This window comes from Ralstonia sp. 25C (assembly GCF_051904805.1).
Lineage (GTDB): Bacteria > Pseudomonadota > Gammaproteobacteria > Burkholderiales > Burkholderiaceae > Ralstonia.
Genome location: NZ_CP196737.1, coordinates 619,109 through 643,222, shown reverse-complemented (window position 1 = coordinate 643,222; position 24,114 = coordinate 619,109). Strand labels below are relative to the sequence as shown.

The 24,114-nt window shown below is 59.8% G+C and carries 28 protein-coding genes; 4 read left to right on the top strand and 24 right to left on the bottom strand.

What is annotated here, in order from left to right:
- Nucleotides 1-63: 63 nt before the first annotated feature.
- The 4 genes from ACS7SF_RS02985 (at nucleotide 64) to ACS7SF_RS02970 (ending at nucleotide 4,552) form a co-directional block, all read left to right on the top strand.
- Nucleotides 64-1,686 carry a hypothetical protein gene (locus ACS7SF_RS02985; protein ID WP_439891622.1) on the top strand — a complete coding sequence of 541 codons (1,623 nt, stop codon included), beginning with the start codon at nucleotides 64-66 and terminating at the stop codon, nucleotides 1,684-1,686.
- 104 nt (nucleotides 1,687-1,790) lie between these two features.
- Nucleotides 1,791-2,309 (top strand): hypothetical protein, encoded by a 519-nt coding sequence (locus ACS7SF_RS02980; RefSeq protein WP_439891621.1) that lies wholly within the window; start codon nucleotides 1,791-1,793, stop codon nucleotides 2,307-2,309.
- 96 nt (nucleotides 2,310-2,405) lie between these two features.
- Entirely contained in the window at nucleotides 2,406-2,882 is a 477-nt protein-coding gene (locus tag ACS7SF_RS02975) for a hypothetical protein (RefSeq protein WP_439891620.1), read from the top strand.
- A gap of 344 nt (nucleotides 2,883-3,226) precedes the next feature.
- Nucleotides 3,227-4,552, top strand: a complete 1,326-nt coding sequence (locus tag ACS7SF_RS02970; protein ID WP_439891619.1) for a tyrosine-type recombinase/integrase — start codon at nucleotides 3,227-3,229, stop codon at nucleotides 4,550-4,552.
- A 67-nt stretch (nucleotides 4,553-4,619) separates the two neighbouring features.
- Here the strand turns inward: ACS7SF_RS02970 and ACS7SF_RS02965 are convergent, their stop codons facing one another.
- The 24 genes from ACS7SF_RS02965 to ACS7SF_RS02850 all read right to left on the bottom strand — a co-directional run bounded on the left by ACS7SF_RS02965 (nucleotide 4,620) and on the right by ACS7SF_RS02850 (nucleotide 24,113).
- The gene (locus tag ACS7SF_RS02965; RefSeq protein ID WP_439891618.1) at nucleotides 4,620-5,261 is read right to left on the bottom strand and encodes a hypothetical protein; all 642 of its coding nucleotides are present in this window, start codon (nucleotides 5,259-5,261) and stop codon (nucleotides 4,620-4,622) included.
- Nucleotides 5,248-5,745 carry a glycoside hydrolase family 108 protein gene (locus tag ACS7SF_RS02960; RefSeq protein ID WP_439891617.1) on the bottom strand — a complete coding sequence of 166 codons (498 nt, stop codon included), beginning with the start codon at nucleotides 5,743-5,745 and terminating at the stop codon, nucleotides 5,248-5,250. The genes ACS7SF_RS02965 and ACS7SF_RS02960 overlap by 14 nt, the downstream gene beginning before the upstream one ends.
- Nucleotides 5,746-5,887: 142 nt before the next feature.
- On the bottom strand, nucleotides 5,888-6,397 hold the full coding sequence (locus tag ACS7SF_RS02955; RefSeq protein ID WP_439891616.1) for a hypothetical protein: 510 nt from the start codon (nucleotides 6,395-6,397) through the stop codon (nucleotides 5,888-5,890).
- A gap of 5 nt (nucleotides 6,398-6,402) precedes the next feature.
- Entirely contained in the window at nucleotides 6,403-6,756 is a 354-nt protein-coding gene (locus ACS7SF_RS02950) for a hypothetical protein (protein WP_439891615.1), read from the bottom strand.
- Nucleotides 6,757-6,794: 38 nt separating this feature from the next.
- Nucleotides 6,795-7,109 (bottom strand): hypothetical protein, encoded by a 315-nt coding sequence (locus ACS7SF_RS02945; protein ID WP_439891614.1) that lies wholly within the window; start codon nucleotides 7,107-7,109, stop codon nucleotides 6,795-6,797.
- A gap of 3 nt (nucleotides 7,110-7,112) precedes the next feature.
- A complete protein-coding gene (locus ACS7SF_RS02940; RefSeq protein ID WP_439891613.1) occupies nucleotides 7,113-7,850 on the bottom strand; it encodes a hypothetical protein in 738 nt (245 codons plus the stop codon).
- A gap of 6 nt (nucleotides 7,851-7,856) precedes the next feature.
- Nucleotides 7,857-8,852 carry a hypothetical protein gene (locus ACS7SF_RS02935; protein WP_439891612.1) on the bottom strand — a complete coding sequence of 332 codons (996 nt, stop codon included), beginning with the start codon at nucleotides 8,850-8,852 and terminating at the stop codon, nucleotides 7,857-7,859.
- A 15-nt stretch (nucleotides 8,853-8,867) separates the two neighbouring features.
- Nucleotides 8,868-9,260 carry a hypothetical protein gene (locus tag ACS7SF_RS02930; protein WP_439891611.1) on the bottom strand — a complete coding sequence of 131 codons (393 nt, stop codon included), beginning with the start codon at nucleotides 9,258-9,260 and terminating at the stop codon, nucleotides 8,868-8,870.
- 66 nt (nucleotides 9,261-9,326) lie between these two features.
- Nucleotides 9,327-10,055: a hypothetical protein gene (locus ACS7SF_RS02925; protein WP_439891610.1), complete on the bottom strand. Its 729-nt coding sequence runs from the start codon at nucleotides 10,053-10,055 to the stop codon at nucleotides 9,327-9,329.
- 6 nt (nucleotides 10,056-10,061) lie between these two features.
- Nucleotides 10,062-13,169: a phage tail protein gene (locus ACS7SF_RS02920; protein ID WP_439891609.1), complete on the bottom strand. Its 3,108-nt coding sequence runs from the start codon at nucleotides 13,167-13,169 to the stop codon at nucleotides 10,062-10,064.
- A 68-nt stretch (nucleotides 13,170-13,237) separates the two neighbouring features.
- Complete coding sequence (locus tag ACS7SF_RS02915) at nucleotides 13,238-13,540, bottom strand: NlpC/P60 family protein (RefSeq protein ID WP_439891608.1); 303 nt, start codon at nucleotides 13,538-13,540, stop codon at nucleotides 13,238-13,240.
- A 104-nt stretch (nucleotides 13,541-13,644) separates the two neighbouring features.
- On the bottom strand, nucleotides 13,645-14,739 hold the full coding sequence (locus tag ACS7SF_RS02910) for a DUF2163 domain-containing protein (protein ID WP_439891607.1): 1,095 nt from the start codon (nucleotides 14,737-14,739) through the stop codon (nucleotides 13,645-13,647).
- A gap of 1 nt (nucleotide 14,740) precedes the next feature.
- Nucleotides 14,741-15,613 (bottom strand): DUF2460 domain-containing protein, encoded by an 873-nt coding sequence (locus ACS7SF_RS02905; protein ID WP_439891606.1) that lies wholly within the window; start codon nucleotides 15,611-15,613, stop codon nucleotides 14,741-14,743.
- A 2-nt stretch (nucleotides 15,614-15,615) separates the two neighbouring features.
- Nucleotides 15,616-18,357, bottom strand: a complete 2,742-nt coding sequence (locus ACS7SF_RS02900; RefSeq protein WP_439891605.1) for a phage tail length tape measure family protein — start codon at nucleotides 18,355-18,357, stop codon at nucleotides 15,616-15,618.
- A 3-nt stretch (nucleotides 18,358-18,360) separates the two neighbouring features.
- Nucleotides 18,361-18,639 (bottom strand): phage tail assembly protein T, encoded by a 279-nt coding sequence (locus ACS7SF_RS02895; RefSeq protein ID WP_439891604.1) that lies wholly within the window; start codon nucleotides 18,637-18,639, stop codon nucleotides 18,361-18,363.
- A gap of 50 nt (nucleotides 18,640-18,689) precedes the next feature.
- Nucleotides 18,690-19,049 (bottom strand): hypothetical protein, encoded by a 360-nt coding sequence (locus tag ACS7SF_RS02890; protein WP_439891603.1) that lies wholly within the window; start codon nucleotides 19,047-19,049, stop codon nucleotides 18,690-18,692.
- A gap of 11 nt (nucleotides 19,050-19,060) precedes the next feature.
- Entirely contained in the window at nucleotides 19,061-19,696 is a 636-nt protein-coding gene (locus ACS7SF_RS02885) for a phage tail tube protein (protein ID WP_439891602.1), read from the bottom strand.
- Between the two features lie 64 nt (nucleotides 19,697-19,760).
- On the bottom strand, nucleotides 19,761-20,114 hold the full coding sequence (locus ACS7SF_RS02880; protein WP_439891601.1) for a DUF3168 domain-containing protein: 354 nt from the start codon (nucleotides 20,112-20,114) through the stop codon (nucleotides 19,761-19,763).
- A complete protein-coding gene (locus tag ACS7SF_RS02875) occupies nucleotides 20,077-20,682 on the bottom strand; it encodes an HK97-gp10 family putative phage morphogenesis protein (RefSeq protein WP_439891600.1) in 606 nt (201 codons plus the stop codon). Before ACS7SF_RS02875 ends, ACS7SF_RS02880 begins: the two co-directional genes overlap by 38 nt.
- Nucleotides 20,675-21,028 carry a phage head closure protein gene (locus ACS7SF_RS02870; RefSeq protein ID WP_439891599.1) on the bottom strand — a complete coding sequence of 118 codons (354 nt, stop codon included), beginning with the start codon at nucleotides 21,026-21,028 and terminating at the stop codon, nucleotides 20,675-20,677. The genes ACS7SF_RS02875 and ACS7SF_RS02870 overlap by 8 nt, the downstream gene beginning before the upstream one ends.
- Nucleotides 21,025-21,879, bottom strand: coding sequence for a head-tail connector protein (locus tag ACS7SF_RS02865; RefSeq protein WP_439891598.1), 855 nt, complete (start codon nucleotides 21,877-21,879; stop codon nucleotides 21,025-21,027). Before ACS7SF_RS02865 ends, ACS7SF_RS02870 begins: the two co-directional genes overlap by 4 nt.
- A 49-nt stretch (nucleotides 21,880-21,928) precedes the next feature.
- Complete coding sequence (locus ACS7SF_RS02860; RefSeq protein WP_439891597.1) at nucleotides 21,929-22,378, bottom strand: hypothetical protein; 450 nt, start codon at nucleotides 22,376-22,378, stop codon at nucleotides 21,929-21,931.
- A gap of 57 nt (nucleotides 22,379-22,435) precedes the next feature.
- Nucleotides 22,436-23,728, bottom strand: coding sequence for a phage major capsid protein (locus ACS7SF_RS02855; RefSeq protein ID WP_439891596.1), 1,293 nt, complete (start codon nucleotides 23,726-23,728; stop codon nucleotides 22,436-22,438).
- 100 nt (nucleotides 23,729-23,828) lie between these two features.
- Nucleotides 23,829-24,113: a hypothetical protein gene (locus ACS7SF_RS02850; RefSeq protein WP_439891595.1), complete on the bottom strand. Its 285-nt coding sequence runs from the start codon at nucleotides 24,111-24,113 to the stop codon at nucleotides 23,829-23,831.
- Nucleotide 24,114 lies beyond the last annotated feature (1 nt).

The window sequence follows — 24,114 nt, the reverse complement described above, 5'->3', positions numbered from 1 at the left end:
ACGTGCCCTGCATGTCATGGGGCATGCGGGGCAGTTCTTGAATCGAATTAGGAGAGGGTGAACATGGCTGAAACCAAAGCAGGCACGGTGTCGATTCCTGCCGTCGACCTCGTCGTGGTGATCGATACCAGCGCATCGATGCGCCCGCAAGCCGTCGCGCTGAGCGAGGCGGTGACCGCGGCCATTGCGGCCGCCAAGGATCACTGCCCGTCGGATCTGCGGGTCGAATACCTGGGCGTAGAAGGCACGTTCGGTAGCACGAAATTTACGACCACCGTGCGCAAGTACCTCACCGGCAAGGCCAAGGCCGACGAGTCCACGCTGAAAGGGCGGATCAAGGGCTCGGTGGCCGAAGGCGGTGCCCAGGAAGATGGTGCGCTGGCCATTGAAGATGTCACCAACCACTTTGATTGGCGCAGCGGCGCCAAGAAAGCCATCCTGTATTTGAGCGATGAAGCGCTCTTCGGCGGTGGCCTGGTCGACCAGGAAGACATCGACGCCGCAACGAACGCCATCAAGGTCGCAAAAGCGGGCGACGTGCGTGTGCATACGTACCTGGGCCCGAGCCCGGCCAAGACCAAGGCCGCGGACCGCAAGAAGCTCGAGTCGGAATTCGCGCGCGTGGCGAGCGAAACCGGTGGCCAGGCGTTCACCGACAAGGAAGCGCTGGGCGGTTTCCAGGCGATGCTGGAAAAGGTGATCTGCGGCAGCCGCACCACGCCGGGCAGCGAAGAAGATGCACCCTGCGAAGACTGCGGCAAGCCGGAAGCGCCGGCCAAGAAGGATCCGCCAGCAGCGAAGGAACCGCCCGTCGCGCCGCCGCCCGAAAAGAAAGAGCCCGTTCGCATGAACGACGATCTCTACGCGATCGTGCTGAGCGACCAGACGTGGTGGGCCGCCAATAACTACGACGACAACAGCGACATCTACATCCACGACCCCAAGACGGGCGGCATCAAGCGCAAGGTGGTGGACAACAATCGCGCCATGGGCCAGAGCAACGCCATCACAACGGATGGCTGGAACTACTACGTCTGGAACCTGACCGATGTGTACCGCGAGAAGAACGGCGTGAAGCAGCACATGCCGGGCCTGTCGGTGAAGATGGGCTATTCGACCGATGGCTTCGCGTTCCGGCAAGACAACCGGGGGTTCACGCTGTATGCGCAGAATCCGCAAATCACCCATTTCCAGCACGATCCGAACAATCCGAACATTGGCGCGCAGCGCCTGACCGTTCGGTCGGCGGGCGGCGGCGGGCCGGTGCCGTTCGGCCCCAACGAAAACCAGTGGGTGACCGACCTTGCCTTTGATGGCAACGATCGCGCCTACTTGATCAACCCGCACGGTCACCTGTGGGTGGTCGACGATACGAAGTCGCTGACCGAATGGAAGGCACGCTATCTGTGCCAGGTCCCTGGGGTGCCAGGTTTGCCAGGGCACACGCGCTACATCGGCATTGCGTTCGACGCGGACGGTGCCGTGTACCTGTGCGGCGGCGTTGTTGAAAGCCCGAACCCGCCGAGGACATTGTTCAGGATGGGCTCGCGCTATTCGCGCCGCTTTATCTCGCGCTTCCGGTTGGACAACCCCGGCAAGATGGAGCTCGTCTATGACGGCGGCCCGCGCTCGGGCTCGTATGGCGATCTGGCCTCACAGGCCTTCCCGAAGATCACCAAGGTGTGATTGACCACGCGTCGTGTGCTGCGCTTATGTAGCGCACGACGCTGATCAGCATGTTCTCGCCCATTGGTTGGCGCAGCGCGCCACCAGCGTATGGAGATATCGCCATGAGCACCACCAAGTACCCCACCGCGAAAGACGCAGCCAAAGCCATGTCCGCTGCCATGGTCAGCAAGACGGATAGGAGCGGCGCGACCGTGCGCCTCACCGACAGCGCCCCCCAGTGGATGCACGACACGGTTCGAAAGATCCACGACGCGCGCGAGTTTGACGACTCCGACAATTTCAAATACGAGACCATCCATTACTACCTCAACGAATTGGCGGAGTACGAAGAGTCCGAATGGGACACCTACGACCTGGATGCCATATGGGATTCCTTTGGCGATGAAGGGTCGTATCAATGGCTGCGCACCTCGTTCTATCGCTTGAACTATCTCGATGAGGTTCGGAAGGCGCCGGGCAGCGGCAACGTCAACATGCTCTCTCTGCTCAATCGTGCCCAGATGTTAGAGCACCGCGAGATATTCACCTTGCTCGTGGCGGCCGTGCGCGCGCAAGTCCAAGCGAAGGCGCCCGCTGCAAAGCGCACCACCAAAAAGACCAAGGCGGCTGCTACCGCGTAGCTGGTCAGTGTGATCGGCGCTCTGCTGCCGATGTCATTCATCGGAGCGGAGCGCGCCGATTTCGGCCAGGCCAACGCAAGTTCCATGCGGAAGTTCATGAAGCATATTGCTGTCTCACTCGCACTGAGTTGCCTGGTGACCACCAGTGCAGTGCATGGCGCCACGATCGCCGCTTATGGCGACAACACCATCAATCCATCAGATCTGGTTGCCGATCTGATCTCGCCAGACTTCAGCCAGGTGCTCGACAACGCCGGCCTGGTCGTCGTCGTGCAATACGACACGACGATGCTGGGTAGCGACCGCGTGTGCCACGCTGTCACGGGTGTCAGCCGTCGGCCTGACGCGGATGTCACCGCGAGGGTGCCGGCGCTCAGGGCCACGCATACCACGCTCATGCGCAATGTCGCAGCGGAAGATGCCGCGTCTCAACGCAGATGCATGACCGAAGCAGTGCGCGGCGCGATCAAGATCCTCACAGGCATTCCTGTGGACGTGCTGCTGCAGGGAAGCAAGGCTTCGGTGTCGGACCGCGTGGAGCGGCAGTGGGGCAAACCGGCGCTGGTGATTTGAAGGAAGGGGGTAGGGGTTCCACACAGTGGGCTACCCCTGCCGACACATTTTCGGAGCGCACAAAGCAAAAAGCCCAGTCGGTGAGGACTGGGCTTTCTACGCGAGTTCTGGTGGGGCGTGAGTGACTCGAACACTCGACCTACGGATTAAGAGTCTCGCCGTGTGATGATTTCCTCGCATGTCTTCGAATGCGTGTAAGTTGCCGGACCCGCGCCAGCATTGAGGAAAACGGCCTAACCTACGGATTTTGTATTGTTCTGTGTGTCTCTTTCGGCAGACAATTCCTTACATGGCCCGTACATGGAAGACCTACGGACTATTCACGGATCATCGGAGATACCCAAATGGCCGCCGAGACTTTCACGCATAAAAAGGTGTCCGCTTTCGCTTGTGAGGCTGGCAAACAGCAATCATTCATGTGGGACATTTCAAGCCCAGGGCTTGGGCTTCGTGCTACCGCCAACGGTTCTAAGGCATTCATCTTTCAGGGCGAGTTACACGGCAAAACTATCCGCATGACGATTGGCGAGCCGCGCGGATGGAGCATCGGCGATGCTCAGGAAGAAGCCGCCCGCCTGCGGCGCCTGCTGCGCGAAGGGAAAGACCCGCGCGAGGAAAAGAAGGAACGCGAAGCAGAGCATGAAGCCAAGCAAACGGCGGTCGTGCGCGCGGCCGTGACGTTCGGTGATGCCTGGGATGCGTATGTGGCCGCGAAGCGCGCGAAATGGAGCGCCCGCAACTACGAAGACCACGTTAAGTATGCCGACGTTGGCGGCAAGGCCAGGAAGCGCGGCGGCGGTGTCACCAATCCCGGCCCGCTTGTCAGCCTGCGCGGCGTGAAACTGACCCAGCTTACGGGCCAGCGGATTGCGCAATGGCTGGAAAGCCATACGAAAGCACGCCCGACCATGGCCGCGCTGTGCTTCCGTATGCTTCGGGCTTTCATCCGTTGGACGAAACGCCGCGAAGAGTACCGGGGCCTTATCCCCGATGAGTCGTACCTTGACGATGCCGTCAAAGACGCCTTGCCGAAAACTAAGGTGAAGACCGACGCATTGCAGCGCGAGCAGTTGGCGCCATGGTTCAAAGCGGTTCGCGCCTTGCCTAACCGTGTCATTTCCGCCTACCTGCAAGGCGTGCTCATCACGGGCGCGCGCCGTGAGGAATTGGCGGGGGTCAAGTGGGATGACGTTGATTTCAAGTGGGGAAGTATGAAGATCGGCGACAAGGTGGAAGAAGAACGGGTCATTCCACTGACGCCCTATCTTGCGATGCTGTTAAAGGGGCTGCCGCACGTCAACGACTACGTGTTTTCGAGCCCGAAAGCGGAGGAAGGGAAGATTGCCGAACCGCGCATCGCGCACGGGCGGGCGCTCAGGGATGCGGGCTTGCCGCACATCTCCATGCACGGCCTGCGTCGGTCGTTCAACAGCCTTGCGGAATGGGTGGAATTGCCCGTGGGGGTTCGGGCTCAAATCATGGGCCACAAACCCAGTGCGATTGCGGAAAAGCACTATACGCAGCGCCCGATTGACCTGTTGCGCTTTTGGCATACGCGTATCGAGCAATGGATGATTGAACAGGCTGGCGTCCATTTCGAGTACCCGCCCGAAAAGGCCGTCGTGCAGGTCGTCAAGGCAGAGAGGGCGCAGATTGCCAACGCTGCATAGCTTTGCACTTCTGCCCGAAAGGCAGCGCCATAGCCCGGATGGCTCCCCCATCCGGCTTTTTTTTCGCCTACTTCGCGGGCTTGTCCGCTGGCCTGCCGAACTGCGCGGCGAAGGCCGACGCCATCGCATCGGTTTTCGTCTCACTCCCCCGGCTGCTACCGAAGAAGAACGACACGACCTGTTGGGCGTTCGCGGCCACGTAACCGATGATGGTTCCAACGAAGCCCGCGACCAAGCCGACGACGGAAGCATCCCGCAAGACCACGTTGCCTGTCAAAAGGCCATAGGAAGCCCATAAAGCCGCCGCCATGACGACAGCGAAGGTCAGGAGGATAACTACCCCCATGACGAACACGCGGTCGTTAGCGGCGTTTTTAGCGCGTGCGTCGGCCGTGTCGCTGACGTAGGCAAGCGTCTCTTCCTGCTTGAGCTTCGCAAGGGCTTGCTCATTGGCAAACCCGGCTTCAGTCATGCGTGCCTGATAGTCAAGATTGACTTTCTGCATGGCCGCGAGTTGTTCGGGCGTGGCGCCCGCGATGGCGGCGGCGACAGTGCTTTGCCGATCCTCCATGGACTTGCTGTTATCGGGCGTGATGCCGAAGCACGCTTCAAGCGCCGCGACCGCGCCGCCCGCAAGCGGTCCACCCAGCCCCGCAGCGATCATCGGCGCAAGTTTGCCGATGACGGGTAGCGCGTCAGCCCATGCCATAGTCGCCCCCGTTCATGGTCACAAGGAAGAGGCGCTTAAACCAACCCTTTTTGTTCGGGTCGAATTTCTTCGCCTGCATGTAGGCCAGCGCGCGCAGCGCCATGAAGATTGCCATTTGCTCGGCCGTGACCTTGAAGCACGCCGCAATCGTCTTCGGCCCGATGACGCCATCGACCGCGACGCCTAGCGCTTGCTGCAACGTGCGCTTGGTCGCGGGCTGCCCTTGGTTCACGGCGCCGTCAAAGACGAGTAGCGCGAGCGGCCACGGCATTTGATCGCAACACACTTCGCGCCAATAGTCTTTGGCGTAGATGGCTTTCGCGTCGGCAAGCGTCAGGCTTTTGATATCAAGTTCGGGGTACGCGCGGTGGCTGATGCCGAAATTCGTTTCGCCGCCTGGATCGACTTCCGGGTCGGGGTTCGAGTAGTTGCCTTCGATGCCGACGACGACTGCGAAGGCTCGATCAAAGTTATCCGCCATCATTCCCCCCTGCATGCGTTGTATCGCATCACTACATCGATTGTGTATTCCTGCAATGTCTGGCCCGGTGCCATCTGAGGCAGCGGCGGGCAGCGCGCGGGCGCGCACGCGGACAGCAAGAGCGCCAAGAGCAAGAGAGCGACTTTCATTTGCTGGGCTTCGTGACGGCGCGATTGATGAGGCGTCGCGCTTGCTCGTTGGTTTGCTCAACGGTTTGTTTCGCGGCTTCCGTGGCAACTTGTTTTGTGCTGTCGTCACGCGTTGCAAGCGCGTGTTGTTGCCTGCGGCGAATATCGCTTGTGGTCTTGCCCAGCGATGCAAGCTCGCGGCTAAGTTCGGCGATGTGCTTTGACTGTTCGCTAATGCGCCCGGACTGTTCCGTGATGCGGTCGGTTTGCTCTTTCAACAGCGCATCAATCGCCTTTTCTCGCAAGTTGTAGGCACTCGTGATATCGGTTACGCGGTCGGTGCAAAGCTGCGACATGGACGCTTGCACGCTATGCACGCGCGCATCAATGCGGCTTATTTCCGCGCTGTCCTGCCATGCCCGGATTGACCATCCAAGCGAAAAAATAGCGATGAGTACAAGCAAGATGCCAAGCGGGCCATCCATGTGTGACCATATGCGCCGCGCGCGTTCACGAATGTCTAGCATCTTGGTCACTCCTTTGGAATCCGGTTGACAGCTTCCGTCAGGCGTTGCACCTCGCGTTTAAGCTCGGCAACCTGCCCGCGTAGCTCTTCTAGCTCGCGTGTCGTATCCATGGCGCGAAGTTCGGCGGCTTCGCGCATCTCCCGTTCCTTTATCACTTGGGATGATGCGTGCTCATACAGCGAGCGCCAGTTTTCAACGGCGGCTGTCAGCGTCCTAAGTGCCGCCTCTTCCGATGCCCCGATTTGATGGTCGAGCTTTAGCCGCGTCCAAGCGCGAAAAATGAGCGCGGACCCCACGACGAGCGCGCCCGCGATAGTGCCTAGAACGGTGCCTATGTCCTTAAAAACAAAATCCGTCATGAAGTCCCCCGTTCCAAATTTGTTTTTAGTTCGGCGCGCTATCCCGTAATAGCCTGAATCGTCCGTCGCTTGCGGCTTTGCTTCGGCGTCATGGTCGCCGTCATGCTTGCGGTTGCATTGCCTAGCTGCGTGCCAATCGTGCCGCTTTGAAACGCGGAAATGCTCGCGGTTGCATTCGCAAGCGTGGAAGTCCACATGTTGTTTTCTGACGCGGTAATGCTGACCGTAGCGTTTGCCAGCCGCACGTCCAACGGGATACCAAAGTTGAAGTTGACGGCGTTGTGCGCAGGCGGGGTGTATGTGCCTTTGAAGTTGAAATTGACGGCACTGTGTGCGGGCGGCGTATATGGCATGGCTTACCCCGGCGTAACTTCGTCATAGCCGATCATCTGATAGCTCGTCGGGTCGAACGCCTCAACGTAGACGTTGGTGAAGCCGCCGCAATTGATGGAGTAAGAACCATCGGCCGCACTCACAGCACGCCCAATCGGCATGCGGGAAGCCTTGTCGTATGCCACAACGATAATGCCAGCGGTGACGGCACCTAGCACGCTTACAACGCCATTCACGGTCGTTGCGGTGCCCGCCGAGCGCATAGCGAGAAGCCGCGCGCCATTGCCCACAGGGGTTGTCGTTTGAACGGCGGCGAGCTGGGCTTTCAGATAGGCGTTGCCGATTTCCGATACCGCGAAAGTTCGGGTTTCAGTGGCGGCCCATCCGACCTGATTGCGCACGTAATGCGCGACCGTCCACGTCGTGCCGTTGTCGCTAAATTCAAACGTCCACGTATCGGGGGCAAACGACGCCGCAAGGCTTGCCGAAGAGGTGACGGTGTATTCAACGATGGCCTGGGCGCTGGCAAATTGATAGCTGATCGTTGAAGAGGAAGAGGTCGTCTGACAGTCAGTCCCCGTATTGCCATCAAAAGCGTTCGTCGCGGGAAAGCTCCCGTTAATGTTCGTGCCGCCTGCGGTGCCCCCGGTGCATACGTTCGAGCCGCCCACTGTCGTATGCATGGCGATTTCCGCCACCGCTGGGTTGCTGCCGTTCGTGGGCGAGGCGAAGTTAAGCCGCCAATACAGGTGCGTTGCCATGATGGCTTAACTCCACGTGTTCGAAGTTTCAACGAACATCATTCCTTGCTGCGGGCCGTTGTTGTTGATGCTCTGCACGTTCAACGCGATGAACGTTTTGCCCGCCATGTTGCCAGTACCGCTAAACGTGTCGGTGTGCCCGCAAGGCTGCGGCGCGAGCGGTGCCCAGATGCCTTTTAAGTAGCCGCGCACGGCCCCGTTATGACCGACGAAAACGGGTGACATCATGATTGAGCCGTCAGGGCCGTTCGGCTGCATACCGATAGCGCTGCCAGTGGTGTTAGGAATGCCGCCCATGGCACCCTCGGTGTTCCCGTTCTGAACTGACAGCAACGCGCCGTGTTTGCTAAAGGCGAGGCTCCCAGCGGTGCCGGTCCAACTACGCGCGAGAAAGGAAGCGCGCGAAGCCAACGCAATAAGCGCATTGGTTTGCCCGCACAGCGTGGGGAGGGATTCGACGCTTCCGCTACTATTGTTCTCGGTGGTGCGCCCCTGAATCTGGCAGTTGTACGTGTCGCCCGACTTGTAAGAAAAGAAGTCGCCAAAGCTGAAACAGAATGAATAGCTCGGGCTTGTCACGTCGCCAGTATCAACGAAGAGATGAAAGCACGTCGCATCGGCTACGCAATACCACGCGCGCGTCGTTGAGTCCGCCGAAGTGGATTTGCGGCAGATGACGCCCGCAGACATTTGCGAAGACGTTGGAAACGCATTCGTACCTGTCGCAAGTGCGGTCATGGCTTCGTAGCCGCGCATGCGTGCCTCACGTGCGCCGCCGCCGCCTGGGCCGTTGTCGTTTACATCCACGTAAAAGCCATTAGAGCCGGTTCCCTGCTTATAGTCGCGTTGGTTCGTGCCCGTGTATGCAATCGTCCAACCTGCTGCGGGTTGCGAGCCGTAGCCGTTCACAAGGATGGCGTCTAGCAACGTCGTGAGAGAGCCCACTTGCCCCGTGAGCGTGGGCGCCGACGTGTCGGTAGACCGATAAAAAGTGATGGTCATTTCATGGGCTCCAAATTAGGGGTTGCCTGCGGTGATCTGCGCGGCGGAAATGCTCACTGTCGCGCCGCTAACAATCGTGGTGGTGGTGTTGAGGTTTACGTCGGTGCCGCTCGTGCCAACGTCCATATCCATGATGAAAGTCCCGCCCGACGTTGCGAGCCGCGCCCACGTCGCCGTGCCGTTTGTCGAAGCCGTGCCGTTCGAAATTGAGTTGAGCGTTAGCACGCCGCCAGAAGCCGCAGGGGCGAAAACAACGTTGCATGTGAGCGTGCAAAGCGCCGTGGTCGCCGTGCCGCCAGTGGCCGGGCGCGTGCCGTTGTAGATGGTGATAACCGCGCTACCGCCCGTCGCCGTGGTGATGGCGTTAAGCATCGCGTTACGCACCGCAGTGCCAATCCCGACTGTCATGGTCGTGCTCCCGATAGACGAAAAAAAACGCCCCGTAGGGCGTTTGTGTGTGCGGTTGAAGTTCGGTTAGGGTCGCGTGCCTGCGAGCGTGACGGCGATGTTTGCTAGGGTTGCGTCTGCTGTCCCTGGGCCGGTCAGCGAAAGAATGTCGCCCGCTACAAAGCTCGTGCTTGATGTAACTGAGATGGTCCCGACCGTGCCGGATGCGGCCCACACAATCGTGCCTATCGAAGTGCCATTCTTGGCAAGCGTGTAGGTTGTCGAACCGGTTGCCGCTACCTGGGCGACTGCCGCGCCTGACGCGCCAGATGGAAGCGTCCAACCGCGCGGGGCTACGAACTCCCACACGATTTCGCTGTTGGTCGTCAAACCTTCTACATAGATACCAATGTCATACACGCCGCTGGAAGACACGGGCGGCGTTGCGCTCGGCTGATAGCTGCGCAAGTCGGTGTAGCTCGTAACGCTGGTGGTGCCCGTGACGATGCTGTAAAGCGAAATCTTGCCGGACGGCACGCCCGTTGTATTGATCGACACGGCGCCGTTTGTGGGGTCGGCAAAAAGATAGTTTGTCGTGCTCGCCGTGAGCGTTACGGTGCCGTTGGCAATCGCGTTGGACGTGAGCCCGATTTGATAGTTGCCGCCGTAGTAGCCCCACGTGAGGCCATTGCAAGCGCTGGCGTGACGGCCCCACAACGATGCGGGACTGAACGCATCCGCAAGCGCGTTCATGATGACTTCTTTTGAAGCCTGATTCGCGGCGATGGTGTCAAGTAGCGTCGTGCTGTTGGACATGGCTTGTTACCTCGTGATCGTCGCGGATGCGGCGCGGCCCAGCACGCCTAGATCGCTGTTTTGCGCAACGCTGAAATTGATTGTGTTGCCACTACTGAAACCATCGGCCGTGATGTTCGCGGCGGTGTAGACGTAGGTTTGCGCGGCAAGCACGGTGGCCGTGCGCACTATCGCGCCCGTGCTGTTCTGGATGGTCAATTGATATGACTCTGTTTGCTGATCTAGCGGCACGTCCGCGCCGTTGAGCCAAGCCGCATTGACGCGCGCGCGCCGCATCCAGAACAGGGAAATATCGCTTGTGCTCACCACCGAGCCGGGCAGCGCACGGAACAGGGCGGGCGACAGCGGTTGAACGCGTGCATTCGTCGGTGTCAGTGAGCGCGCGGGCGTGACTTGCCCGGAAAAGATATTGAGCAAGCGCGATTCAAAATACAGCTTGCTCCCAATGTCATGAACGTTCAGCCCCACCGATGCCAGCGTGTTGCCAAGCAAAATGAACTGTTCGCCGTTGACGTGCGAGCCCATCGCCCATTCCGTGCCACCTACGCCGCGTAGGAAACCCGACAGCCGGTATGCGTTGGTTGCAATCAGGGTGGCGTTGCGGAAATACACGATTTCATTGCCAATCACTGCCGCGCTGTTGCCCGCAAGGAAGTTGGCATAGGACACGGACGCGAGCGAGCCCATATCAACAACGACCGTTGCCGTACTCAATTCGTCGGGCTGATTGCCGCCGTAAAAGTTGGGGAGCGCCGAGCGCATCGAACCGATGACCGATTCGCCGGTAATAGCAACAAAGTCCGTGTAGCTGTTCCCGTCGCGCGAGATTTCCACCGTGCAGCCGGGCCACGCGGACGTGTAGCCCGTCGCCCCGATATAGAGGCCCGGGGAAGTATCGGAAGCGCGCAGCGGCGGCACGTCCAACACAACAATGTCAGACGGGCCGCTGTAGGGCACAGACTGTTTCGGGAACCCCGCATTAGGCCCACCGGCCGCCGTGCTCGTATAGATCGCGGGCGCCTCACTAAGCGCCGTCCACTTGAGCACGCCTTGCGCGTCGAACTGGCAATCAACGAGGCGCACCGTATAGCTCGCGTTTGCCCCTTGCAGCGTTACAACGTCGTTCGGTACGTATTTCAGGTAGGCAAGCGAGGTCGTAAAGGTGAACTCTTCGCGCGCCAGCCACGCGTTCCAAAGCATTGTTTGCGCCTTCTGCAAACCCTCGTCATCACCCAGGCAGATGGGAACGGAAATCGTTGCCTCTTTGTTGGATTTCGTCGTCGTGCGGAAGGCAATTTGCGAACTCATCTGATAGTCATTGTTGAGCCCGCAATAGGTCAGCGTGAGTTGCTTCGGCAAATCAAGCTCTTGCGCGCGCATGACTTGCAGCGGCGTTTCGTTGGTGGGGTCGCCCACGTTATTTGCCGCGCCCAGGTCGCCGTAAGCGAACGTGCCAACCGTCGCGCCGCCGCGCTTAACAAACGTCAGCTTCCCGTCTGCGTCGGTCACGTCGAAGAAATAGGCGCCCATGAGCGGCCCGAGATTGTCACGCGCGGAAGCGTTGGTCGTGATGGCGTAGCCCGCAACAATGTCCGTAATTTGGGACACGTCGTATTGAGAAGGGGAGAGCCCAGCGCGCGAACAGATATCGGCGACTATGGTTGACAGCGGCATGCCCACCGAGCCCGACGTTGCGAACGTGAGCGCGATGTAATACAGCGTGTCATTTACGCCGCCGCCATCCCCGACGAGGAACAGGCCAGGGCTCACAGACTGCATCGTCTGGCCGAAAGCGGGATAGCCCGACCCTAGCAGGGTCGCAACGCCGGTTGTCGAATCGAAGCAATAGAGGCGCCCCGCGCCGTAGATGTACACGTGCCGGTCATCGACAGCGTGGCCGCATTGCGCTTGGTTCAGGCCGAGCCCGATAGAGACAGGCCATTGCTGAACGACAGCAAGCGTCGTCGCGTTGAACTGATAGAGATACGCCCCATCGGACGCATACACGTACGATTGCGTCACGCCCAGCATTTCGAAGGGCTTTTGAAGCGTTGAGGTTGCGAAGATTTGGCCCGCGCCCGTCGGGTTGTTTTGCAGGCCAAGCGTGAACCCGACAATGGGGAAGTTCATGCCCCCATAGTTGCAAGAGGCCCAGACGTTATTACCGAGCTTCACGAACGTTCGCCCGATGCCGACCGCGCCGCTTGGGAGCGGGCTTACACCGTACTGGATGAAGCCGTCGAGCGTGTACCAATTGTAAGTACCGGAGCTATAGCCAAGGAAGCCGGGCGAGTCCGACCAACTGGCTTGTACGGATGCGCCCCAGCTCGGCACGTCGGAAGGAATGACGTAAGCGCCTTGGCCCATCGGGTTATCGAACTGGATGCCATAGGGCGTGAAGTTCTGCACGCCGACGCCGATGTATTGGCCCGCAGGGTAGCCCGTGAAATCAACGTGATAGCCGCCTTGTGCTGACAGGCCCGTGAAGGTGCCGACCGACTGGCCTTGCGTGTACTGCCCCACGGTGCCCATCACGTAGGAGGTACTAACGCCCGTCACAATCTCGAACGAGAACGACGGGAGGAAGTTGCCCCATTCGGACAGGTCAAGCTCATTGAACACGACATAGGCGAGGCCGCGATGCGCAGGCACGTTGCCGGAACCAAGCTGCGATTCCATCGTCGGGTCAGGCAATTGCGTCTCTTCGCCGTTGTAGACGACGAAGTTAGACAGCATCTGATTGCTGCCGCTGATGGCCGCGAAGTTTGACGGGTTCGAAATGTCGTAGACGAGTTTCCCGTTGGCCCAAATGCGGCGCACGCCTTTAATCGGCCCCTCGCACAAGCCGATGGCAAAGGACATGCGCACCACAGTTTGACCGCCGCCGCCCTTGCCGCCTTTGCCGCCCGACGTGTGTTGATGCGGCTGCCCCGCCCACATGACATTACCCGCAACGCGGTACATGCCATAAACGCGCGGGATGATCTTGCCGTAAGCGCTATCTTGTACCCGAACGTCATTGATTTTCGGGCTCGGTGGCTTCGGGCCGAAGAACATGTTGCCCACAAGGGCGCCGACCATCCAACCAATTTGCACGGCGGTGGCAACCGCCATCACGCCCGTGGCTGCTGCGGCGCTCCCTGCGATAGCGGCGCCTACTGCGGCGACAGCTAGGACGGCCATTATTCAACCCCCGGCACGTGATAGGCGGCGGCAATCTGCGCGCGCCAACGTTCATCGAAGCGGTGTTCAACAACGCGACGGTTGACAGCAAAGGCGTGAATGATCGTATCCGGCCCGGTCAAGATGGCGAGGTGTACCGGGCTGTTGTTCCACGCGAACAAAAGCACGTCGGCGGCGCTCGCCTCTTCAAGCGGGATCGGCAGCATGAACTGATCGCAGTACATGCGCATTTCGCCTGTTGGTTTGCGTTCGTAGTTCGTGAATTCGAAGTCGCACAGGTCAAGCGCGCGCGCCGTCTCCATGACTAGGCCCACACAATCGACGGCAAGGCCCTTAAAACGGCCTTGGTGAACCCAGGGAGTGCCGAGCCATGTCCTAGCCTCTGCCACGAATTCAGCGCGCGTAATCATGTCGATTGGGGCCGTAGGGTGGTGTCGGCGCCGGGTACGTAGGGCTCGCCCCGGAAGTTGACGACGTTGTTAAAGCGCGTCTTGCACGTGCCGAACGTGCGGTCGCAACCGGCAACGATGGTGTAGGTATCGCCAGCGGAAACAGGGAACGGGAACGGAAGCGCAACCGTGACGACGCCCGGCGCGAAGCTCTTAACTTCGGTGCTGTATCCCGCGTTTGCGCCCGTCAGGAAGGTCACGGTGCCATATGCGAAATAGCCGATGCTGTAGGTGTAGGAAATGAACACTTCCCAGCCCGGATTATCGCTACCGTCAAACGTATAGGTGCCGTCAGATGCGACGCTGTATTGCTGCGCGCCTGGGCCGCTGACAACCTGCGTCCACACGTTGCCGGTTGAATCCGTGACGCCGCCGTCAGCGACGAACGCCCCGCCAGTGGGCGGCACAACCTTAATCGTGTATGGCCCCGTGGTCGGTATCTTGTGGCCGCGCGTGTCGGTGTAAGCGACGGTCGGCCCCGTCTGCGTCAGGCTTGTATCGAGCCATGTGAAAGTGTTTGTGACGCCGGTAACGGTCCCGGTGGCCGTCAGTGGCCCGAGCGCTATGGTGCATCGACTGTCGCCTAGGCTCGCGCGGCACGTCGGGCTGAAAGGCTCGCCCGCAGTCTGCTGCATCATCTGCGCGAGGCCGCGAAACTCCGCCTTGTATTGGCCGTTCAGCAACGTCACTTGACCGAGCGAACCGGCTTGCAGAATGGCCGCGCCCTGGGTCAAGTCGGCGTAGTTGATAAGCGAAATCGTGACGGCCGCGTTATCCCACAAGCCCGCCTCAATATCGACTTGCTGTATCGCGCTGGAATCGAACAGGGCCGTTACTTCCATGTTCGTAACAGACAAGTCGCTCTTGTTGTCGATCTGCGAATGTGTATAGCCGCCTGCGGTCTTGTACGTAAAGCCGTTGAACGTTACATCGCGGTCAAGATCGGTGAACCCGAATTGCTGGCCGTCTTTGCGCGTGATGAGCCAGAGCGTGCAGACAGTGAGGGTGTCACCCGCCAAGTGAGCGGCAAGCGCGGTCGAGATATTGCGCATGTCAAACCCGGATTTCAACGATGGGGATAGAACCCCAATCGACTAGCAGGTCGCCGCTCGGGCCGTTGCGGTCGATGATTTGTTTCTTCATCTCGTCCACATCGAACCGCGCGGGCACATCGAATTGGCCGGCCCACGTCAGCGTTTCGCCGCTCTGCGGATAGAGCGACACAGTGCCACCGCTACCGGTGTTGCCCGTGGTCGCGGCGGCAATCGTGATTTGGTTTGTGCCGGTGGCCGTGATCTGCCAGAGCTTGCCGTTAAGCGTCGTGCCGAGCGTACCGCTAACCCCGCTCACGGCGACATATTGGCCGACCGTGGCGCCCGTGAGCGACGCGGCGAAGTTCAGGACGGTCGTTGCGCCCGGCGTGTTGGCCGTGATGCCCTGGGATGCATCGGCGACGAACGTTACAAGGCCCGTAGTCGTATCCACCGAGTAATTGCCTGCGGAAGAGCCAGCCGTTACGGGAACGCCATTGCGATACGGCTGCACAGTACCGACGACAGGTTTTGCAATGTTGCGTGTTTCGTTGAGTGCGCCGGTGATGTAGGTCTTCGCGAGTTGGAACACGCCGGGCGCCGTGGTCGTGACGAGCAGACCGTTGGAAGTGGTGACGGTGTAGTCGGTCCAATCCTTGATTCGGAAGCCATTTGCACGGCCTTTCACGGAACGGAAGAAGGCATCGAGCAATGCCGTGTCGCTGGCGTTCATCATGCGGCGCCCCACTTCGAAGTGACAGCGTGATTGCGTCCAAGCGATAGACCGGGCCTCACGGCCCGAATAGACGGGCGTGATAACGGTTAGATATGTCGGACCCACGACGGCGCCGAATGCGATGTTGTCGGGGAAACGCGTCGATTCTAGGAAGGCCATTTTTACGTGTTCCTCACGGACGCAATCTGCGCATGCCGCATGATTTCAGCGGCTTGTTGCTGCGCTGTTTGGCGGGAGGTGCCGGGCGGAACATTGATATTCATGTGCATGACGGTCGAACGACCGCCCGACATGACGCCGCTGCCAACCGGCGTCACGCTGCCGCTTTGGTTGCCCGACATGAGATAGGTACGGTTCGCCACGGTATAAAGCTCGGGGCCGTTCTCATTCACGCGGTAGAACTTGCCCGGCGACGTTTCGCCGCCGTCCGCCATCGCACCGCCGAAGTAACTTGCAACCATGCCGATGAGACCGCCCAGGCCGCCGCCGCTTTCGCCACCAGAACCGGCAGAACTGAACAGGCCGCCGAAAAGCTGCTGCGCAAGCGAGTTGGCGGCCATCTGCGTAATCATGTTGGTGATGGAATTCGCAAAGTCCAACACCGCATCTTTCAGCGACTTCGTACGATTGACAACGGCTTCAAGGTCTTTGGCGAACTGATGGCCGAATGCGGTAGACAGCTTGTTCCCGAGCACGTCGCTACTGCCTTGAATGTCCTTTAGCTTTTGGTCGAACTGCGTAGCGAACAAAAGCATTTGTTCATTGCCCGAGCCAATCGCAATCTCGTTGATCTTGTCGCCGATGGCTTGCAGTTGCCGCAGCGAGTCGGCGCGCGCCTGCCCGATTTGCAACATGCCGTCAATTTCGTTCGTCTGCCCTAGGCGCACCGCCTGATTAACGCCGTCTTCGCGCACGCGCAACCCTTCAAGGATGTTTTGCGCTTGCTTGTTCTGTTCGTTAAGTTCGCCTTGCGCGACCGTGAGGCGCTTCGTCTCAGCCAAGCGGTCAAGCGTGCCCGTATCGCCTTGGAGCGTGGCTTGCTTCGTCAGCTTGTCGTGCATGCGGTCGAAGTTCTCGGCGACGTTCTCGCCTAGATGGCCGTGCAGCTTCGCCAACTCGGCGTTGAGCTTTTCGACTTCAAGGCGGTACGTCTCCATTTCCTTCGCTTGCTGGGGAACAAGTTCATTCAACTTGGTCATGTCCGCAGCAATGGCGCGGTTCATCCGCTCTTCAAGGTCTTTGGCTTTGGTGCTCGCTTCGATGCGCTGACGCTCATCGCTGGCGGTCTTGGAGAACTCGCGCACAATCTGTGCCTCGCGGGCATAGTCGGCGCGCACCTTGTCGATGTGTTCTTCGATGGCTGCACGCTGCCCGGCGTAGTAGTCGGCCGTCGAAATCTGGTCGGCTTCGTGATAGCGCTTAAGCATCGCTTCGCGCTGCGAAAGCAATGCATCCTGCGCCTTGATTTCGTCTTCGATGGGGCGAAGGCGCGCTTCTAGATTGGCCTTATCAATGCCCGCTTGGCTCTTGTCCTTATAGCGGTCGTTGATACCCTTGATGATGCGGTCATACTCGCCGCCAGAGAACGCGAAGCCCGATTGCTCGCTGCCCTTGACCTGCACGCCCTTAAGCAACGGCGAGTTGGGATTGCCAATCGCCAATTCCTGAAACCGAACGTTCACTTCGTTGATTTCTTTTTGCTTGGCGGCGGCCTTGTCGAACTGGATGCGCAGCTTTTCTAGGTCATCGGTAGCCTTGATCGCGGCTTGCTGCTGCTGGTCGATGATACTTTGCCGGCTGGCCTGCGCGGCTTCCATGCGCTGCATTTCGCGCAGGTTCGCAAGCTCTTGCTCCTTTTGCTGGCGCCACTTAAACATTGTGCTGCTGGGGTCGTTGTCAACCTTGACCCCCTTAAGCATCGCTTCAAGGCCCCGGATTTGATCTGCGGTCGTTTCAGGGCGGCCAATCGACTTGAGCGCATCGACAACGTTGCTGATTTCATTCCGCACCGCGCGCCACATGCGTACGACGATGCCTAGCTTTTCTTGCGACGTGTCGGCGAAGCGCGAATGCAGCGCTTCAAGGTTCGCCATCAAGGCTTTCTCAGTTTGGCCCGTGTTTTCAAGGTTGCGGATGTAGTCGAATTGCGCCGCGCTCATGTAGTGCCACGCGCGGTTATGTTCCTCCGCCCACTTGCTCACGCCCTCGCGCATCTTGCCGAAGTCTTCCGCGATTTTTTCCATCTCGCCGCCCGTGAGAGCGGCAATCGCCATAATGTCGGCCGACGCGGATTGCAGTTGCGTGCGCGTGAATTGCCCCGTTGCAACGATGGCCGCAAGGGCTTCGCGCGAGGAACCAATGGTCTTGTTGGTGCTGTCGGCAATCGAGCGCGCCAAGTCGCTAAACGAAGAGCCCGTCACGCCCGCTGCGTTGTTGGTCAATTCCAGTGACTTGCGCAATTGCTCGGCTTCAATCGCGCCCTTAGCGACGGCCACGACGAAGCCAGCGAACAGCGCAGTAAGGCCAAGGATGGTCGCGCCCGTCTTGCTGAAAATCAGGCTCATGGCGTCGATACGCTCGCCAAGCACCATCACTGAGCCAAACATTTTTGTCCAATTGCCTTGCGACGCCTCGTGCGCCAGGACAAGCAATTCACGACGTGCTGCGACCGTCTTGAAATTGAGATGGTCCATCTGATCGACCATCTCATCTACGCCTTTGATGCGCCCGACGTTCTTTGAACCGCTGCCAATGTTTTCGATGCTCTTGCCCGCGCTTTCCGCCGCCTTGTCGATGCGGCCCACGTGCGTATTGACGACGCCTTCCATCTGGCGCATGTCGTTCTCAAGGCGCGCAACGTTGCCCTGAATCTCGATAATCAGGGAACCGAGAGACGAGGCCATGTTTCAGTCCTTTAGGAAAACTTGGGACAAAATCAGTTTGCTTTGCTGTTCGGGGTCTTGCAGCAACACGGGCTTGTCGTCGTCGCGCTTCAAAAACGGCATGAAGTCGGACGCCTTGTAAGGCGTGTCGGGACGCGCGTAGCTGTGATTTGCTGTTGCCGCCGCTACGATCCCCGCCCGCAAATCGGCGCGCGTCTCGCCGAAGGGCTCAAGCCGATCAAAGGCCGCCCACTCGGTTAGCTCTGCGCTGTCGATGACGGAAAGCAACTGCTTGACCGTCATTCCCAGCGAGAGCGCGAGGCGAAAGTAAAAGCGCCGTTCGGGGCGGGCTTCTAGTTTTTTGCGGCTTCTTCCGTGCTGTCGGGTGCCAAGCCGTTAAGGCGTTGCGCGACCTTGAACAGCTTTTCAAGCGCGTTGGCGCTCTTGCCTGCGAGCGCTTGCACTTCCTCTGCCGTCTTGAACAGCAATTCGCCCGCGTCATCAACGAGCGTGGCCGCAACGAGCTTGGCGCGCATGTTGGTGAGGTCGGCAACGCGCTGGCCGTCTTTCAGCACAACCATGCTCGCCTCGTACGCATCGCGCGCGGCGCCGGTCATCGCGCGAACGATGACCGAGCCGCCCCATTCCGCAACGTCTACGGCTTCGGTCGTGATATCGGAAGCCGCAAGGATTTGCTCTTTCGTCAGTGCCATTTCAAACCCCTTTATGCGTAAGTAACCGGGCCATTGATGATGAGGTTCACGGTTGCGCTGACGATCTTGTCAACGCCGCCATCCCACGGGAACGATTCAACGAAGCCCGAGAAAGTCGCGGTGTGCGAGTTGGGGAGCGTCAACTTAAAGTTGGCGATGGTCGAATTCGCGCGGTAGTTCTGCAACGCGGTTTGCCCGGCGTCGGTGTTGTCTACGTCCACGTCGAACGAGAATTGACCCGGATCGAGCAGGCCAGCGCGCCATTCCTTCGCGGTGCTGGAAAGGTTCGTCGCATCGAGTTTGGCAATCTTGCCGTCAAAGCCCTTGATGGTCTTGAAGTTGCCGACCGCCACCCAGGCGACAGGCGTTGCGGTGCCGCCCGACGTGTAGGCCGAACCGCCCGTCGTATCCACGTTCACGGCAAACGTGTTGGTCGTCTTGTTGGTCACGACGACAGAAAGACCGTTCAAAACGGTTGTGCCGCCGATGGCCGCGAGCGTCACAACGTCGCCGTTGTTGAAGCCGTGCGCAGTCGCGGTAATGATCGTCGGATTGCCAAGCGCAATAGCGGTGATGTTCTTTGCAGTGCCGTTGCCGCTCGATACTTGGAACGTCGAGCCTTGGGCCGAAAACGCGGTCGAAGCCATTTTGTGTGCTCCAAAAGAAAAAAAGCCCGCTAGAAGCGGGCTCGGATGCCGGGGCGGCGGGTCGTCAGTAATGCCAAACAGAGAAATCCAAAATCACACGGAACAGCCTTACATCTGCCTCGTATTCGTCGTGTTCAAGTAGCTGAACGTTCTGCACTGACCACGACGACATTGCGGCGCGCACCGCTGCCGCTGTGCTCTGCGCCTGGGCGTAGGTCGTCGCCCATACGTCAAGCTGAAAGCGCGTGTTGTTGATGGGCGGATTCCCGTTACCCGACAACGTGTTTTCTATCGCGCTAGGCACGCGCGTATAGACGATGTAAGGCGGCGTGACGTTCTGTTCGGCCGTCAGCGGATAGATGCCGCCCGACGCCACGCCGTTAAGCTGCGAGCAGAGTTGTTCCTGAATCGTCGGCATCGGTTGAACCCCGCTTATACGTCTCGTCGGCGATGCGCTTGCGCAAGTAGTTTTCGATGGCTTGCGCGGCTTCCGTTTTCTTGGTGTCGAATGCGGGCCGCATGAATGGGCGCGCGGGAACATAGAGACCCGGTGGCGTCGCGTAGCGGCTGCGATGCTGTTTCTTGCCTACGCCTTGCGGGCGCGGTGGCACGAACCAATGACCAAATTCCACCCACTTCGCGTAATAGGCATCCATGCCGACAAAGCCTTTGCCGCGCTTGCGGAAGCGATTGCCCTTACCAGAGCGCACGCCCACGATGTAGGTTTGCGTCGTCGCGTTCGAATTGCCCGGCATGTGCTTTTGATAGATGGCCCGCTTCAAAAGGCCCGGGTCTACGCGTTCGTCGGGATAGCGGTAAGGGATGCCCGTATAGACCGGCGCGAGGCGCACGGCTTCTTTGCGAAACACCGATGCGCCCGCATTGACGGCACCGCGTAGGGTGTTCTTTGCGATGTTCTGCGGTAGGGCGCGCATCGCTTCCAACAACTCGCCCACGCCCCTAACGCATTGGAAGTTGTTAGCCATCGTTCATGCCCTCGGCGGCCATCAATTCGATGACCGCGTTTTCTTCGTCCATGTTCTGCGCAACTTGGATATTGAAGTTGCGGCCGTTGTACACAGCGCGATAAGCGGCAACGACCTTGGGGTCGGCGAAGATCGCGTCGTAACGCACAGTGATGCGGTGGGAAACGTCCGTGAACATCGATTGACCGGCCGCGCGCTCAAACCCTGACAGCGCTTCGATGAACGCATAGACCTTTTTTACTTCGGTCCACGTCGTTAGTTGTTGGCCGAAGCTGTCTTGCGTGGTGGTGCGCAGCTGAATCGAAATCAGCCGCGTAAGCTGCCCGGCACGCACGCGCGTGGTCATGGCAGGGAAATCCGATACGGGTCTAGCAGGCCATCGATGAACGGCAATTCTTCAACCTTGCCCCGGTTCAAGATGGCGACTTCTTCGCGGTTCTCATACAGGGAGCCAACGCGAATCAAAATCCAGTTGCGGATACCTTCGGGCACGACGCCGCAATAGTTCGTGCCGCTTCCGCTGTCTGAGAACGTCACAGGCGAGCCCGCTGCGTTGTTCACGGTGTAGACGCCTGCGTTAGCGCTCGCAATGGTGTAGTTCGCTTTCGCCACGAGGCCGCCAGGAAGCGCGCCGCCGCTGTTATAGAACTGCACCAAGTCGCCCACAGCGTGCGTCACGGGACCGCTAATGCTGAACGTGCCAGCGCCCGCGTTCACGACGGTCATCATCGCCGCATAGCCCGCGTCGTACGTCACAGTGACCGCGCCGATTTGCGGCAGCGGAATGGGCCAAATCTGGCCGAAACGCGGCGTGATGATGGACGGCATCAACGCGAGATTGGCCGTGTATACGCTCGGGTCCACCGTTTGAAGTGTGCCGCTCATGTCGAGGTATTGAATCGACACGATATCCACCACAGGGGCATGCGGCAGAATGATCCCGTAAGCGGGCATGTTCACCACATGCTCAAACGGGTACAGCGTGCCTACGCCTGCCATCGGAAATTTATCGATGACGAGCCGATAGCGGGCGTACAGAAGCTGTTGCCGCGTCTTCGTCTCTGCCGCTTGGCGCGCGCCCGACAGCATGGCCGCAATCAACACATCTTGCGATGTGTCTGTCACGCGCAAATGCGTCTTCACGTCGGCAAGGTCGAGCGGTTCGCCAGTCGGCGGCGTAACGAGGATTTCGGGCATGTTCGGAAGGCCGCAAGGGGTTGCACCCCCTGCGGCCTAGTTGCGCTGCTTAGTTGGCGACCTGCACGACCGACGTTGCGTTCGAAGCCGACGCCGGGGCGAAGCGCGGCACGAAGCCGAGCACGGCCGCCGAAGTCAGGCTTGCCGCTGCGCCGACGGTCACGGACAGTTGCACGTAGCTGAAACCGCCCGACACGTCGAGTTGCTGCGCATCAAGGTTGAGTTCGGCTTGCACGTTGTCGCCGCTGGCCTTCTCGATTTGCGAGATAGCTGCGCCGGTAATGTCCTTTGCGCCCGTGCCGCTGCTGTCGGTGGCCTGTTGGAACTTGGCATCGACGGTGGCGGCGGTGCCGAGCACGCCGGTTTGAATCAGGGCGAGAAACTTTTGAAAATTCGCCGCCGAAATCCAGCCGGAAGTTGCCGCGCCCGTGGCTTGGCTCGAAGGGCTGATGACGGCCAACAGCGCTACCTGTTCGCTTGCTTTTGCGTTCGGATACATGGTCATTTCTCCATGAAGGGGGATCGAAGACCGGGCCTAGGCCCGGTCCTGGGTCGATTAGCGGGCTTGCAGTTGGATGAACGGCGAAAGGGTGTTGCTGCCCTTGGCCTGCGCGATTGGCTGCACGATCTTGGGTTGACCATCCACACGGAACGTTGCACGGAAGGCCGTTGCATCGGCATCGAAGTAGAGATGCATGGACGTTGCCATTTCGATGCCGCCCGCCTTCGTCAGCGTCCGATAGAAATTCAGGTCAACAAGCGAGATATCGCCTTGCGAACTGAACGCGGCGGCGTGCTGGCTGACCATGATCGGGCGCCCCATCAACGTGCCGTAGGGCGAGCCTTGGGCGCCTGCAGAAATCGGCAGATAGATGGGGTAGTTACCCAGCGTCAGGCCGAACAGCGAGGGCAGGGCGTCGGGCGTGATGAGCCACACAGCGCGCGGGAACGAGCCCGGGGGCAGGCGCGAAATCATCTTCGTGATGTTGGCGAGCAACACTGTCTGCGTCGCTTGGCCGCTTTCCTTGGAGACGGCCACGGAGGCGGCACCGTTGAATGCGCCTTCGGGCTGGCCCGCGCCAGTGCCGTAAAGAATGGCTTCGTTGGTCTTCCAGCGGATCGAACGAGCCATCAAACCCGGCAGGTACGATTGCAGGGCGTTGGTGTCGGCCAGCAATTCGTCCGTAATCGGGGTAAGCGCCATCAACTTGTGCAGGCGCATTTGCGAGGTGCCGAGCTTCGGTTTCGTTGCGGTGGCCGCGCTGGCTTCTTGTTGCCAGTACGCACGAACGCCGTCAGTACCCCACGGGGTCGTTTCATCCTTCGGGAACACCATCGAGTTGCCGCCGACGTTGACGTTATCCGTCATCGGCAACAACGCATCGTCTTCCAGCGAGAGCGTGAAGATTTCGCCCGAGAAAGCAGGAGGTACGAGGAAACCGCCATCGACGCCGCCCGCTTCGTTGCCGTAGGTGGTCGGCGCAGAAGCACCGATCAGCAAACGGCGGTCAGGCAGCGAGCCTTGATTGTTGGCAGCGGCCTGCACCGAACGTGCGAACTCGCCGAAGCTGCAGAAACCGCGCTTCGGGTCGCGTTCCACGTTTTCCACGACTTCCACGCGGGCGCCTTCTGCGGCCGGCAGCGTGACCGAGCGTTCGGCTTCCGCCTGGGCTTCTTCGCGGGCGATTTGCGCGTTGATGCCGTTGATTTGGGCCGTGAGGGCGTCGTACTTGCCGACTTCCTCTTCGGTCATCTCGCGGGCATCCGCGTTTGCGGCGTCGAGAAGCGTGCGGGCTTCCGCGACGGCCTTTGCCTTGCGCTCTTGAAGCGCACGAATGGCTTTGTTCATTTTCAGGGCTCCAGAAATGAAAAAACCCGCCAGAAGGCGGGTGTGTTTGGGTGCGGCCGATGGGCCGCGATGGCGGGGCTCTACGGAGCCCTGAAAGGGGTTACGTTTCGCGCGGCGTGTAGCCAGCGCTGGCAGAGACGGCGGCGGCTGTCAGTTGCGTCATATCGTCGGGATTGGCCCACGACACATAGCCGTTGAGTGACACAACAAGGTCTTTCGTGTCGTCGGGTGCGAGCAGGTCGATAACACTGGCAGCGTTCGCCAGGACGGCGGCGTGGTCGGCGGCGTGCGGGGGCTGCTGCGCAATGATTTCGTCAAACTTAGCGGCCACGGCGGCGAGTGCTTCGGCCTTGTTTGCGGCGCGAACGCCAAACGAATAGCTCATC